12 protein-coding genes are annotated in these 13,218 nt (G+C 71.5%); 3 read left to right on the top strand and 9 right to left on the bottom strand.

The window, feature by feature from the left end; translation table 11 throughout:
* Positions 1-57 precede the first annotated feature (57 nt).
* Genes zwf through pgl form a run of 3 tightly spaced genes read left to right on the top strand, consistent with a single transcriptional unit; the run spans position 58 to position 3,499 of the window.
* Complete coding sequence (gene zwf / locus ACWDRR_RS19350) at positions 58-1,614, top strand: glucose-6-phosphate dehydrogenase (protein ID WP_449773446.1); 1,557 nt, start codon at positions 58-60, stop codon at positions 1,612-1,614.
* Positions 1,611-2,714, top strand: a complete 1,104-nt coding sequence (gene opcA / locus ACWDRR_RS19345; protein WP_449773397.1) for a glucose-6-phosphate dehydrogenase assembly protein OpcA — start codon at positions 1,611-1,613, stop codon at positions 2,712-2,714. The genes zwf and opcA overlap by 4 nt, the downstream gene beginning before the upstream one ends.
* Positions 2,711-3,499, top strand: a complete 789-nt coding sequence (pgl, locus tag ACWDRR_RS19340) for a 6-phosphogluconolactonase (protein ID WP_449773396.1) — start codon at positions 2,711-2,713, stop codon at positions 3,497-3,499. Before opcA ends, pgl begins: the two co-directional genes overlap by 4 nt.
* Before the next feature lie 60 nt (positions 3,500-3,559).
* On the opposite strand, the gene ACWDRR_RS19335 is transcribed toward pgl, so the two are convergent.
* The 9 genes from ACWDRR_RS19335 to uvrC form a co-directional block, all read right to left on the bottom strand.
* Positions 3,560-3,847, bottom strand: coding sequence for an RNA polymerase-binding protein RbpA (locus tag ACWDRR_RS19335; RefSeq protein ID WP_030308030.1), 288 nt, complete (start codon positions 3,845-3,847; stop codon positions 3,560-3,562).
* Between the two features lie 205 nt (positions 3,848-4,052).
* Positions 4,053-4,289, bottom strand: a complete 237-nt coding sequence (gene secG, locus ACWDRR_RS19330) for a preprotein translocase subunit SecG (protein WP_449773395.1) — start codon at positions 4,287-4,289, stop codon at positions 4,053-4,055.
* An 88-nt stretch (positions 4,290-4,377) separates the two neighbouring features.
* The gene (gene tpiA, locus ACWDRR_RS19325; RefSeq protein ID WP_449773394.1) at positions 4,378-5,163 is read right to left on the bottom strand and encodes a triose-phosphate isomerase; all 786 of its coding nucleotides are present in this window, start codon (positions 5,161-5,163) and stop codon (positions 4,378-4,380) included.
* A 4-nt stretch (positions 5,164-5,167) separates the two neighbouring features.
* Positions 5,168-6,373, bottom strand: coding sequence for a phosphoglycerate kinase (locus ACWDRR_RS19320; RefSeq protein WP_449773393.1), 1,206 nt, complete (start codon positions 6,371-6,373; stop codon positions 5,168-5,170).
* Between the two features lie 155 nt (positions 6,374-6,528).
* Positions 6,529-7,533, bottom strand: coding sequence for a type I glyceraldehyde-3-phosphate dehydrogenase (gene gap, locus ACWDRR_RS19315; protein WP_329490009.1), 1,005 nt, complete (start codon positions 7,531-7,533; stop codon positions 6,529-6,531).
* Between the two features lie 298 nt (positions 7,534-7,831).
* Entirely contained in the window at positions 7,832-8,812 is a 981-nt protein-coding gene (gene whiA / locus ACWDRR_RS19310; RefSeq protein ID WP_329490008.1) for a DNA-binding protein WhiA, read from the bottom strand.
* A complete protein-coding gene (locus ACWDRR_RS19305; protein WP_449773445.1) occupies positions 8,803-9,774 on the bottom strand; it encodes a gluconeogenesis factor YvcK family protein in 972 nt (323 codons plus the stop codon). Before ACWDRR_RS19305 ends, whiA begins: the two co-directional genes overlap by 10 nt.
* Before the next feature lie 223 nt (positions 9,775-9,997).
* Positions 9,998-10,903, bottom strand: a complete 906-nt coding sequence (rapZ, locus tag ACWDRR_RS19300; protein ID WP_449773392.1) for an RNase adapter RapZ — start codon at positions 10,901-10,903, stop codon at positions 9,998-10,000.
* 124 nt (positions 10,904-11,027) lie between these two features.
* Positions 11,028-13,151 (bottom strand): excinuclease ABC subunit UvrC, encoded by a 2,124-nt coding sequence (uvrC, locus tag ACWDRR_RS19295; protein WP_449773391.1) that lies wholly within the window; start codon positions 13,149-13,151, stop codon positions 11,028-11,030.
* Positions 13,152-13,218 lie beyond the last annotated feature (67 nt).

Below are 13,218 nucleotides of genomic sequence, written 5' to 3'. Positions count from 1 at the left end.
TGCTCACAGCCAGCGCACGAAAGCGGAGCACATCAAGTGAGCACTGATTTCCCTGAGTTGACATCGGACTCGGACGCGGTCGACTCGCCGCCCGCCCCCGTCAACCCGCTTCGTGACCCCACCGACCGGCGGCTCCCGCGCATCGCGGGGCCGTCCGGCCTGGTCATCTTCGGGGTCACCGGTGACCTGTCCCGCAAGAAGCTGATGCCGGCCATCTACGACCTGGCCAACCGCGGCCTGCTGCCGCCGGGCTTCTCGCTCATCGGCTTCGCCCGCCGCGAGTGGAAGGACGAGGACTTCGCCAAGGAGGTCCACGACGCGGTCAAGGAGCACGCCCGGACGCCGTTCCGCGAAGAGGTCTGGCAGCAGCTCGCCAAGGGCATGCGCTTCGTCCACGGCACCTTCGACGACGACGACGCCTTCGACAAGCTCCGCGAGACCATCGTGGAGCTCGACAAGGCCCAGGGCACCGGCGGCAACTTCGCCTTCTACCTCTCGGTGCCGCCGAAGTTCTTCCCGACGGTCGTCCAGCAGCTGAAGAAGCACGGCCTGGCCGACCCGCCGCAGGGCTCCTGGCGGCGCGCCGTCATCGAGAAGCCCTTCGGCCACGACCTGGAGAGCGCCCAGGAGCTGAACCGGATCGTCCACGAGGTCTTCCCGCGTGACGAGGTCTTCCGGATCGACCACTACCTGGGCAAGGAGACCGTCCAGAACATCCTGGCGCTGCGCTTCGCCAACCAGATGTTCGAGCCGATCTGGAACCGGTCGTACGTCGACCACGTGCAGATCACCATGGCCGAGGACATCGGCATCGGCGGGCGGGCCGGCTACTACGACGGCATCGGCTCGGCCCGGGACGTCATCCAGAACCACCTGCTCCAGCTGATGGCGCTCACCGCCATCGAGGAGCCGGCGTCGTTCCACCCCAAGGCGCTGGTGGCCGAGAAGCTCAAGGTGCTCAGCGCCGTCAAGCTCCCGGCCGACCTCGGCAAGCACACCGTGCGCGGCCAGTACGCGTCCGGCTGGCAGGGCGGCGAGGAGGTCGGCGGCTACCTCGACGAGGACGGCATCAACCCGGACTCCAAGACCGACACCTACGCGGCCATCAAGCTGGAGATCAACAACCGCCGCTGGGCGGGCGTGCCGTTCTACCTGCGCACCGGCAAGCGGCTCGGCCGGCGGGTCACCGAGATCGCGGTGGTCTTCCAGCGCGCCCCGTACCTGCCGTTCGACTCCTACGCGACCGAGGAGCTGGGACAGAACGCCCTGGTCATCCGGGTCCAGCCGGACGAGGGCGTGACGGTGCGGTTCGGCTCCAAGGTGCCGGGCACCTCCTTCGAGGTCCGGGACGTCACGATGGACTTCGCCTACGGCGAGTCCTTCACCGAGTCCAGCCCGGAGGCCTACGAGCGGCTGATCCTCGACGTGCTGCTCGGCGACGCCAACCTGTTCCCGCGCCACCAGGAGGTCGAGCTCTCCTGGCAGATCCTCGACCCGATCGAGAAGTACTGGGACACCCACGGCAGGCCCGCCCAGTACCCGGCAGGGACCTGGGGCCCGGTCGAGGCCGACGAGATGCTCGCACGAGACGGCAGGAGCTGGCGCCGGCCATGAAGATCGACCTCACGGACACCACGTCCAGCAAGATCAACGCGACGCTGATGGAGGCGCGCCGGGCCAGCGGCTCCACCGCCGCCGGCATGGTGCTCACCCTGGTGATCGTGACCGACGAGGGCAGCGCCTACGACGCCCTCAAGGCCGCCAACGACGCCTCCCGCGAGCACCCCTCGCGGACCCTGGCGGTCATCAAGCGGGCCGGGCGCTCGCCCCGGGCCCGGGCCGAGACCCGCCTGGACGCCGAGATCCTGGTCGGCACCGCCGCCGGCTCCGGCGAGACGGTCGTCCTGCGCATGCACGGCGAGCTCGCCGCGCACGCCCAGTCGGTCGTCCTGCCGCTGCTGCTGCCGGACGCTCCGGTGGTGGTCTGGTGGCCCGAGAACGCGCCGCTGCACCCGGCGCAGGACCCGCTGGGCTCGATCGCCCAGCGCCGGATCACCGACGCCGTCACCGCCGAGTCCCCGGTGGGCCAGCTCGCCCAGCGGGCCCAGAGCTACACCCCGGGCGACACCGACCTGGCCTGGACCAGGATCACCGGCTGGCGCTCGATGCTGGCCGCCGCGCTGGACCAGCGGCCCTCCCAGGTCACCGCCGCGGTGGTCGAGGGCGAGTCGTACAACCCCAGCGTCGAGCTGCTCGGCCTCTGGCTGCACAACCGGCTGCACGTGCCGGTCGAGCGGGTCGTCACCGGCGGCCCGGGCATCACCGCGGTGCACCTGCGCACCAAGGACGGGGACATCACCCTGGACCGCCCGGACGGCCTGATGGGCACGCTCTCCATGCCCGGCTCGCCGGACCGCCAGGTGGCGCTGAAGCGCCGCGAGACGGCCGAGCTGATCGCGGAGGAGCTGCGCCGGCTCGACCCGGACGACATCTACGCGACGGCCGTCCGCACGCCCGTCGAGCGGCTGCACGAGCCGGCCAACGCCGAGACGGCGGCGGCCGAGCAGGCCGCCCAGGCGGTGGTCTCCGAGGCCGCGGTGGCCAACCCGACCCGGGTGACCGCCAAGGTCCTGGACGCGGCGGAGGAGACCGGCGAGGCCGCCCCCGCGAAGAAGGCCCCGGCCAAGCGCGCCGCCAAGAAGGCGGGCTCGTGACGGCCGCGACCCCGCAGCTGGTCGTCCACCGGGACAAGGAGCTGATGGCCCAGGCGGCCGCGGCCCGGCTGATCACCCGGATCGTGGACGCCCAGGCCGCCCGCGGCACCGCCTCGGTGGTGCTCACGGGCGGGCGCAACGGCAACGCCCTGCTGGCCGCCATCGCCGCCTCCCCCGCCCGGGACGCGGTCGACTGGGCCCGGCTGGACCTCTGGTGGGGCGACGAGCGCTTCCTGCCCGCCGACAACGGCGAGCGCAATGCCGTCCAGGCCCGGGCGGAGCTGCTCGACGCCGTCCCGCTCGACCCGGCCCGGGTGCACGAGATGCCCGCCTCCGACGGTGCGGACGGCTCGGACGTGGAGGCCGCCGCGGCCCGCTACGCCGAGGAGCTGGCCAAGGCCGCCGGACCGGGCGACCGCCTCGGCGTGCCCGCCTTCGACGTGCTGCTGCTCGGCGTCGGCCCGGACACCCATGTCGCCTCGCTCTTCCCCGAGCACCCGGGCGTCCGGGAGACCGGGCTGACGGTGGTCGGCGTGCGCGGTGCGCCCAAGCCCCCGCCGACCCGGATCTCGCTCACCCTCCCGGCCATCCGGGCGGCCCGCGAGGTCTGGCTGCTGGCGGCCGGCGAGGACAAGGCGGGCGCCGTCGCGCTGGCACTGTCCGGCCCCGGCGAGCTCCAGGCACCCGCCTCGGGCGCGTACGGGCGCGGGCGGACGCTGTGGCTGCTGGACCGCGCCGCCGCGGCCCAGCTCCCGCCGCAGCTGTACCCGCCGGCCTCGGCCTGATCGAATGCCGAAGGGCGCCACCGTTCTCGACGGTGGCGCCCTTCGGCGTTGGTCAGGTGTTCAGATCTCACCGCGCAGCTTGGCCAGCGCCTCGGCGAGGATCGCCTCGCCGTCGGCGTCGGTGCGCCGCTCACGGACGTAGGCGAGGTGGGTCTTGTAGGGCTCGTTGCGCGAGGGGGCCGGCGGGTTGTGCTCGTCCTGACCGGCCGGAAATCCGCAGCGCGGGCAGTCCCAGGTGTCCGGGATGACCGCCTCCGCGGCGAAGCTGGGACGGGTCTCGTGCTTGTTGGCACACCAGAAGGAGATCCGGTTACGGGGGGCGGATTCGCCGCGCTCCGCCTCGCCCATCGGGCCGGCTCCGACCCTGCTGCCACGGATGGCGTTGCCACTTGCCACGGTCTGACTCCCTGCGTGCTGGTGCGCCGACCCGCCGCGGTGCGCGTCGGTGGCGAAAGTCGTCCTAGTGTAAGCAGGAGTTAAGGATGCACCGCCACCGACTCCGCCCCGGACCGTTCCAGCATAGGCCGCGGGGCGACAGGGCGTCAGAGATACGTCAGCTCTTGTACTTGAGCACCAGGCCGAGCACGATGATGCATGCGAACCAGGCAACCCCGACAATGACCGTGATGCGGTCCAGGTTGCGCTCGGCCACGGCCGAGCCGCCGCCGGTGGACATCGCGCCGCCACCGAACATGTCGGACAGGCCGCCACCCTTCCCCTTGTGCAGCAGCACCAGGAGGATCATCAGCAGGCTGAAGATGATCAGGGCAATCGAGAACCCGAGAACCACGGCGGGACCAACTCTCTCGTATCTTCGGCGAAGGGGCCGGGCCGCCACGATGCGGTCCGGCCCCAAAGCCTACGTTGCTGCGGCGGCGTTAGCCTACTGCCTGGTCACGGTACCGCACGATCTTGACGAACTCGTCGGCGTCCAGGGAGGCACCGCCGATCAGGCCGCCGTCGATGTCGGGCTTGGCCATCAGGCCGGCCGCGCTGGAGGACTTGACCGAACCGCCGTACAGCACGCGGACCTTCTCGGCCAGCGGGGCGTCGTACAGCTCGGCGATCCGCGCGCGGATGGCCGCGCAGACCTCCTGGGCGTCCTCGGGGGTCGCCACCTCGCCGGTGCCGATCGCCCAGACCGGCTCGTACGCGACCACGATCGACTCGGCCTGGTCGGCCGGGACGCCCTGCAGCGCGCCGTCGAGCTGGGCCAGGGTGTACTCGACGTGGGTGCCGGCCTTGCGGATGTCCAGCGGCTCGCCGATGCAGAGGATCGGGGTGATCCCGTTGCGGTAGGCGGCCTTGACCTTGGCGTTGACGATCTCCTCGTTCTCGCCGTGGTACTGGCGGCGCTCCGAGTGGCCGATCACCGCGAAGGTGCACTTCAGCTTGGACAGCATCGGGCCGGAGATCTCGCCGGTGTAGGCACCGGAGTCGTGCTGCGAGATGTCCTGCGAGCCGTACTTGATCTTCAGCTTGTCGCCGTCGACCAGGGTCTGCACCGAGCGCAGGTCGGTGAACGGCACCAGAACGGCGACCTCGACCGACTCGTAGTCCTTGTCGGCCAGCGCGAAGGCCAGCTTCTGGGTGTGCTGGATGGCCTCAAGGTGGTTGAGGTTCATCTTCCAGTTGCCCGCCATCAGCGGGAGACGCTCAGTCATTGCCTCAGCCTTCCAGGGCGGCGAGACCGGGGAGCGTCTTGCCCTCCAGGTACTCAAGGCTGGCGCCACCGCCGGTCGAGATGTGCCCGAACTTCGTCTCGTCGAAGCCCAGGATGCGGACGGCGGCGGCGGAGTCGCCACCACCGACCACGGTGAACGCGTCGCTGTCGAGCAGGGCCTGCGCGACGGCCTTGGTGCCCTCGGCGAAGGTCGGGTGCTCGAAGACACCGACCGGGCCGTTCCAGAACACCGTCCTGGCGTCGGCCAGCTTCGCGGCGAACAGCTCCCGGGTCCGGGGGCCGATGTCCAGGCCCTCCTTGTCCGCGGGGATCTTGTCGGCGTCGACGACCTCGAAGTCCTCGACCGGCTTGTGGGTCTTGGTGTCGGGGAACGACCCGGAGACCGCGATGTCCACCGGCACCACGAACTCGACGCCGTTCGCCTTCGCCCGCTCCAGGTACTCCAGGACGACCGGGATCTGGTCCTTCTGCAGCAGCGAGATGCCGACCTCGTGCCCCAGGGCCGCGAGGAAGGTGTACGCCATGCCGCCGCCGATGAGGATGCGGTCGGCCTTGCCGAGCAGGTTGTCGATCACGCCGACCTTGTCGGACACCTTGGAGCCGCCGAGCACGACCACGTACGGACGCTCGACCTCGTCGGTGAGGCGCTTGAGCACGCCCACCTCGGTGGCGATCAGGTCGCCGACGGCGTGCGGCAGGCGGGCCGGCAGGTCGTACACCGACGCGTGCTTGCGGTGCACCGCGCCGAAGCCGTCGCCGACGTACAGCTCGGCCAACTCGGCCAGCCGGTCGGCGAAGGCGCCGCGCTCGGCGTCGTCCTTGCTGGTCTCACCGGCGTTGAAGCGCAGGTTCTCGAGCAGCGTGACCTCGCCGTCGGCCAGGGCGGCGACGGTGGCCTTCGCGCTCTCACCCACGGTGTCGGTCGCGAACGAGACCGGCGTGCCGAGGATCTCGCCGAGGCGGACGGCCACCGGCGCGAGGGAGAACTGCGGGTCGGGCTCGCCCTTCGGGCGGCCGAGGTGGGAGGCGACGACGACCTTCGCACCGCGCTCGACGAGCTTGGCGATGGTCGGGGCGACGGCGCGGATCCGGCCGTCGTCGGTGATCGTGCCGTCGGACAGCGGGACGTTCAGGTCGGCGCGAACGAACACGCGCTTGCCGGCGACGTCGAGGTCTTCGATGGTCTTCACGGTCTTCGGTCTCCTGGGGAGATGGTTGCGCTGTTGGCAGCGGCACAACGGCGGGCCGCCTGGGAGTTGAGGTTGAGGGTGCGCAGACGGAGGGCCCGGACGGTGGTGCACAATGTCCGGGCCCTCCCCCCTACTTCACGTCAGCTCCCGCTGCGTCAGAGCTGGCCGCCGACGAGGGTGGTCAGGTTGACGAGGCGGTTCGAGTAGCCCCACTCGTTGTCGTACCAGCCGAAGACCTTGACCTGGTTGCCCTGGACCATGGTCATCAGCGAGTCGAAGATCGTGGAGAACGGCGAGTTCACGATGTCGGAGGAGACGATCGGGTCCTCGGTGTACTGCAGGATGCCCTTGAGGGAGCCCTCGGACGCCTTCTGGAAGGCCGCGTTGACCTCCTCGACGGTGACATCGCGCTCAAGGGTGACGACCAGGTCGGTGATCGAACCGGTGGGGACCGGGACGCGCAGCGAGGTGCCGTCCAGCTTGCCCTTCAGCTCCGGCAGGACCAGCGCGGTGGCCTTGGCGGCACCGGTGGAGGTCGGGATGATGTTGAGGGCCGCGGCGCGGGCGCGACGCAGGTCCTTGTGCGGGAAGTCCAGGGTGACCTGGTCGTTGGTGTACGCGTGCACCGTGGTCATCAGACCCTTGACGATGCCGAAGTTCTCGTTGAGCACCTTGGCCAGCGGCGCCACGCAGTTCGTGGTGCAGGAGGCGTTGGAGATCACGTCGTGCTTGGCGGCGTCGTACTTCTCGTCGTTGACGCCCATCACGATGGTGACGTCCTCGTCGGTGGCGGGCGCCGAGATGATGACCTTCTTGGCACCGGCGGTGATGTGCTTCTTGGCCGCCTCGGCCTTGGTGAAGATGCCGGTGGACTCGATCACGATGTCCACGCCCAGCTCGCCCCAGGGGAGGTTGGCCGGGTCACGCTCGGCGATGACCTTGAAGGTCTTGCCGTCGACGGTGATGCTGTTCTCGGTGTGCGAGACCTCGCCCGGGAAGGTACCCAGGATGGAGTCGTACTTGAGCAGGTGCGCCAGGGTCTTGGTGTCGGTCAGGTCGTTGACACCGACGATCTCGATGTCCGCGCCCTGGGCCTTAACCGCACGGAAGAAGTTGCGGCCGATGCGGCCGAATCCGTTGATGCCTACCCGGATCGTCACGAACCGATCTCCTCGTTAGGTACGCCGGAGCTATGCCGACGGGGTGGAATTTGGGAGGTCCCCGACCGCCTATGACCCTACCTCTCCGAGGCCTGGGAGGGCACATCAGGCCGGGTCGGACGCCTTGGCGTGGCGTGTCAAGAGGTCACGAGCAGGGCTTGTGTCCTTGCCGTCGGGGGCAGTTGGTAGCGGCCCGCGGAAGGGGGGTCGGAGCCGCCTCGTCCCACCGTCCGGACACGGAACAGCCGGTGCCCGGAATCCGGACACCGGCCGTCTCACCCGTCACTCGGCGTGATCGCTAGTTGAGCGCCATCTCGTCGGTCAGATTGGCCTCGGTGCTGGGCAGACCCAGCTCGGAGGCGCGCTTGTCGGCCATCGCCAGCAGCCGGCGGATCCGGCCGGCCACCGCGTCCTTGGTCAGCGGCGGGTCGGCCAGGGCGCCCAACTCCTCCAGCGAGGCCTGCTTGTGCTGCATCCGCAGCTGGCCGGCCGCGGCCAGGTGGTCGGGCACCTCCTCGCCGAGGATCTCCAGCGCGCGCTGCACCCGCGCGCCGGCCGCGACGGCGGCCCGGGCCGAGCGGCGCAGGTTGGCGTCGTCGAAGTTGGCCAGCCGGTTGGCGGTCGCCCGCACCTCGCGCCGCATCCGGCGCTCCTCCCAGGCCAGCACCGACTCGTGCGCGCCCAGGCGGGTCAGCAGCGCGCCGATGGCGTCACCGTCGCGGATCACCACCCGGTCCACGCCGCGCACCTCGCGGGCCTTGGCCGGGATGCCGAGCCGGCGGGCCGCGCCGACCAGGGCGAGGGCCGCCTCGGAACCGGGGCAGGTGATCTCCAGCGAGGAGGAGCGGCCGGGCTCGGTGAGCGAGCCGTGCGCCAGGAAGGCGCCCCGCCAGGCCGCCTCGGCGTCGCAGGTCGCCCCGGAGACGACGGCCGGGGGCAGACCGCGGATCGGCCGACCCCGGCCGTCCACCAGACCGGTCTGCCGCGCCAGCAGCTCGCCGTCCTTGACCACGCGCACCACGTAGCGGCTGCCGCGCCGCAGACCGCCGGGCGCCATCACCACCAGGTCCGAGGAGTGTCCGAAAATCTCCAGGAGGTCCTTGCGCAGGCGTCGTGCCGCCGCCCCCGTGTCCAGCTCCGCCTCGATCACGATGCGGCCGCTCACGATGTGCAGCCCGCCCGCGAATCGCAGGATCGCCGAGACCTCCGCCTTGCGGCAGCAGGCCCGGGTGACCGGGAGCCGGCTGATTTCGTCCTTCACCGCTGGAGTCATCGCCATGGCCCGATCCTTCCATGTGTCCGGAAAATCCGGTCGTACGCGGCCGCCAAGAGCTCCGGGTCGTGTCGCGGCGTGCCGTCGGTACGGGCGACCCGGCCGAGCACCAGGGCCGCGCCCATCCGCTCCGCGGCCTTCTCCAGGCCGGCCAGGTCCGCCTGGCCGAAGGCGCCGCCGGTGACGGCGCGCTCGTCCACCAGGATCGCATCCACCGCAAGGGCGGGTGCGTGGTCGGCGATGACCTCCAGGTGGCGCTGCGGGGTGAAGCCCTCCGTCTCGCCGGGCTGGGGGGCCAGGTTCAGGGTGAGCAGGCGGCGGGCGCGGGTCTCGGTGAGCGCCTCGGCCAGCTCGGGCACCAGCAGGTGCGGCAGCACGCTGGTGAACCAGGAGCCGGGACCGAGCACCACCCAGTCCGCCTCCCGGACGGCCGTGACGGCCTCCGGGACGGCCGGCGGCCCGTCCGGCAGCAGCCGGATCGACTGCACGGTGCCGGGCGTCACCGCGACGCTGGCCTGGCCCCGGACGGCGGACAGCTCACCCGGACTGGCCGGGTCGTGGCCGCGCACGACCGCCTCGATGTCCAGCGGCACCGCCGACATCGGCAGCACCCGGCCCTGGACGTTCAGCAGCCGGCCCACCCAGTCCAGGGCGGCGACCGGGTCACCCAGCTTCTCCCAGAGCGCGACGATCAGCAGGTTGCCGACGGCGTGGCCACCCAGCCCACCGGTGCCGGTGAAGCGCTGCTGGATCACCTCGGACCAGGTGCGGCCCCAGTCGTCGTCGCCGCAGAGCGCGGCCAGCGCCTTGCGCAGGTCCCCCGGGGGCAGCACCCCGAGCTCCTCGCGCAGCCGGCCGCTGGAGCCGCCGTCGTCGGCGACGGTGACCACGGCGGTGAGGTCGGTGGTGAGCCGGCGCAGCGCGGAGAGCGAGGCCGAGAGGCCCTGGCCGCCGCCCAGCGCGGCGATCCGGGGTGCCTGGTTGCCGCGGGGTGCCTGACTGGTACGGGCCGGGCTGGTGCGGACCTGGCCGGTCCGCGGCCGACTGGGACTCGCGCCGCGCGACGGGACCCCCGTCCGGTCGGCGGTCTTGTTCTGGAGCTGCCGCCCGGGCACGTATCCCGTCACACCCACCTCGCGTTCCTCTTGCCCGCCGCCGGCCTCCGCCGGCGGCCCGGCAGGGGTGAGGCGGCTACTCCCGTCCCATGTCACGGTGGACGAGCACCGTTTCCACTCCGTCCGCGATGAGACGCTTCGTCAGCCGCTCGGACATCGCGACGCTGCGGTGCTTGCCACCGGTGCAGCCTACGGCAAGCGTCATATAACGCTTCCCCTCGCGGCGGTACCCCTCGGTGATGATGCGCAGCAGCTCGGCGTAGCCGTTGAGGAATTCATTGGCCCCGGGCTGCTGGAAGACGTAGTCGGCGACGTCGGAGTCGGTGCCGGTCCGGGCGCGGAGCTCGGGCACCCAGTGCGGATTCGGCAGGAAGCGACAGTCCACCACGAGGTCGGCGTCGACCGGCAGGCCGTACTTGAAGCCGAAGGACATCACGGTGGCGCGCAGCTCGGGCTCGTCGTGGTCGGCGAACTGGGCGTCGAGCTTGGCCCGCAGCTGGTGGACGTTGAGGTTGGAGGTGTCGATCACCAGGTCGGCCTCGCCGCGCAGCTCGCGCAGCAGGTCGCGCTCCTGGGCGATGCCGTCCACGATCCGGCCGTCGGCCTGGAGCGGGTGCGGGCGGCGCACGCTCTCGAAGCGGCGGACCAGGGCGTCGTCGGAGGAGTCCAGGAAGACCACGCTCAACCGGACGCCGCGCTTCTCCAGCTCGTCCAGCGAGGTGAGCAGGTCGTCGAAGAACTGGCGGCCGCGGACGTCCACCACGGCGCCGATCCTGGCCACGTTGCCCTGGGAGCGGGCGCCGAGGTCGACCATGGTCGGGATCAGGGCGGGCGGCAGGTTGTCCACCACGAACCAGCCCAGGTCCTCCAGGCACTTGGCCGCCGTCGAGCGGCCGGCTCCGGACATGCCGGAGATGATCACCAGCTCCGGGACGTTCTCTGCCTGGGCCTGCGGCCGGGCGGTGCCGCCATCGTCGGACATCGTCACTTCGGTTCCCCGCTTTCGGTGGTTCTGCTGTGGAGAACGCGCGCGGCGCGGCCACGCTTCCCCGGCTCACTCGGGCGAGTGAGCGCGGGGCGCGCCGGCTGACGGGCGGCGTCGACCGTCATGGCGTCTCCCGGAATGGTGCGGTCTGGGGTGCTGCGTCGGCCGCGCCGCCGGCTGCCGGGCCGGCCGCGTCGGCACTGTCGTCGATGATCTCGCCGGTGGCGGTGTTCACGGCGAGTGTCGCGGGTGGACGGGACGACAACGCTGCGGCAACAGTCTCCGCCGTGCGGCGTCCGATGCCGGGTACGGCGCAGAGTTCGTCGACGGTGGCCGCGCGGAGCTTCTTCAGCGAGCCGAAGTGCTTGAGCAGTGCCTGGCGGCGAGTCTCGCCGAGGCCGGGGACGGAGTCCAGCTCCCCGGCGGTGAGTCGCTTGGAACGCTTGCTGCGCTGGTAGGTGATCGCGAACCGGTGCGCCTCGTCGCGGACCCGCTGGAGCAGGTAGAGGCCCTCGCTGCTGCGCGGCAGGACCACCGGGTCGTCCTCGCCGGGCAGCCAGACCTCCTCCAGCCGCTTGGCCAGGCCGCAGAGGGCGACGTCGTCGATGCCGAGCTCGTCCAGGGCGCGCTTGGCGGCGGCGACCTGGGGCTGGCCGCCGTCGACGACCAACAGCTGCGGCGGGTAGGCGAAACGGCGCGGGCGGCCGGTCTCGGGGTCCACCGGGCCGGCCGGGGCCTGCGGGCCGGCGGCGCCGTCGGGCAGGGCGGCGGCGTGGCCGTCGGCGGTGGCGGGACCGTCCGGTGCGCCGGGGTCGTCGGCCTCGGGAACGGCCCACTCCCCGGTCTGCTCGCGCTCCTGGAGGTAGCGGCGGAACCGGCGGCCGATCACCTCGTGCATCGAGCGGACGTCGTCCTGGCCCTCGAAGCCCTTGATCTGGAACCGGCGGTACTCGCTCTTGCGGGCCAGGCCGTCCTCGAAGACCACCATCGAGGCGACCACGTCCTCGCCCTGCAGGTGGGAGATGTCGAAGCACTCGATCCGCAGCGGGACGGAGTCCAGCTCCAGCGCGTCGGCGATCTCCTGGAGGGCGCGGCTGCGGGTGGTGAGGTCGGAGGCGCGCTTGGTCTTGTGCAGTGCCAGCGCCTGCTGGGCGTTGCGCTGCACGGTGGCCATCAGGTCCTTCTTGTCGCCGCGCTGCGGGATCCGCAGGTCGACCTGGCTGCCGCGCAGGCCGGACAGCCACTCCCGGACCGGTCCGGCGGGCTCCGGCAGCGCGGGCACCAGCACCTCGCGCGGCACGGTGCCGTCGCCGCCGCCGTAGAGCTGCTGCAGGGCGTGCTCGACCAGGGCCGCGGTGTCGACGTCCTCGACCTTGTCGGTGACCCAGCCGCGCTGGCCGCGGACCCGGCCGCCGCGGACGTGGAAGATCTGCACGGAGGCCTCCAACTCGTCCTCGGCGAGGGCGAGCAGGTCGGCGTCGGTGGCGTCGGCGAGGACGATGGCGTTCTTCTCCATCGCGCGCTTCAGCGCCCCGATGTCGTCCCGCAGCCGGGCCGCCTTCTCGTACTCCATCTCCTCGGCGGCCTCCTGCATCTGCTCTTCCAGCCGGCGCAGGTAGTTGCCGGTGCGGCCGGCCATGAAGTCGCAGAAGTCCTCGGCCAGCGCGCGGTGTTCGTCGGCCGAGACCTTGCCGACGCAGGGCGCGGCACACTTGCCGATGTAGCCGAGCAGGCAGGGCCGGCCGACCTGGCGGGCGCGCTTGAAGACGCCGTTGGAGCAGGTGCGGACGGGGAAGACGCGCAGCAGCAGGTCGACCGTCTCGCGGATCGCCCAGGCGTGCCCGTACGGGCCGAAGTAGCGCACGCCCTTCTTGTGCGCCCCCCGCATCACCTGGACCCGCGGGTACTCCTCGTCGAGGGTGACCGCCAGCTCCGGATAGCTCTTGTCGTCGCGGTACTTGACGTTGAAGCGGGGATCGAACTCCTTGATCCAGGAGTACTCCAGCTGGAGCGCCTCGACCTCGGTGGAGACGACCGTCCACTCCACCGAGGCGGCCGTCGTCACCATCGTCGCGGTCCGCGGGTGCAGGCCGGCGAGGTCCTGGAAGTAGGACGACAGCCGGGGTCGCAGACTCTTGGCCTTGCCGACGTAGATGACCCGCCCGTGGGCGTCACGGAACTTGTAGACGCCCGGGGAGGTCGGGATCGCGCCCGGAGCGGGGCGGTAGGTGGACGGGTCAGCCATGGGTCCACCGTACCGAGTCGGGCCGGGGCTTCGGAGGGGAGATCAACAAGGCGGAGATCGACCGGAC

Source organism: Kitasatospora sp. NPDC003701, from assembly GCF_053587085.1.
The sequence above is the reverse complement of the archived record's forward strand: the minus strand, read 5'-3'. Positions and strand labels throughout refer to the sequence as shown.

Bases quoted from the DNA above. Each gene is read 5' to 3' on its own strand.
- opcA (WP_449773397.1), top strand. From the start codon at position 1,611: ATGAAGATCGACCTCACGGACACCACGTCCAGCAAGATCAACGCGACG.
- ACWDRR_RS19335 (WP_030308030.1), bottom strand. From the start codon at position 3,847: ATGGGCGAGGCGGAGCGCGGCGAATCCGCCCCCCGTAACCGGATCTCC.
- tpiA (WP_449773394.1), bottom strand. From the start codon at position 5,163: ATGACTGAGCGTCTCCCGCTGATGGCGGGCAACTGGAAGATGAACCTC.
- whiA (WP_329490008.1), bottom strand. From the start codon at position 8,812: ATGGCGATGACTCCAGCGGTGAAGGACGAAATCAGCCGGCTCCCGGTC.
- rapZ (WP_449773392.1), bottom strand. From the start codon at position 10,903: ATGTCCGACGATGGCGGCACCGCCCGGCCGCAGGCCCAGGCAGAGAAC.
- uvrC (WP_449773391.1), bottom strand. From the start codon at position 13,151: ATGGCTGACCCGTCCACCTACCGCCCCGCTCCGGGCGCGATCCCGACC.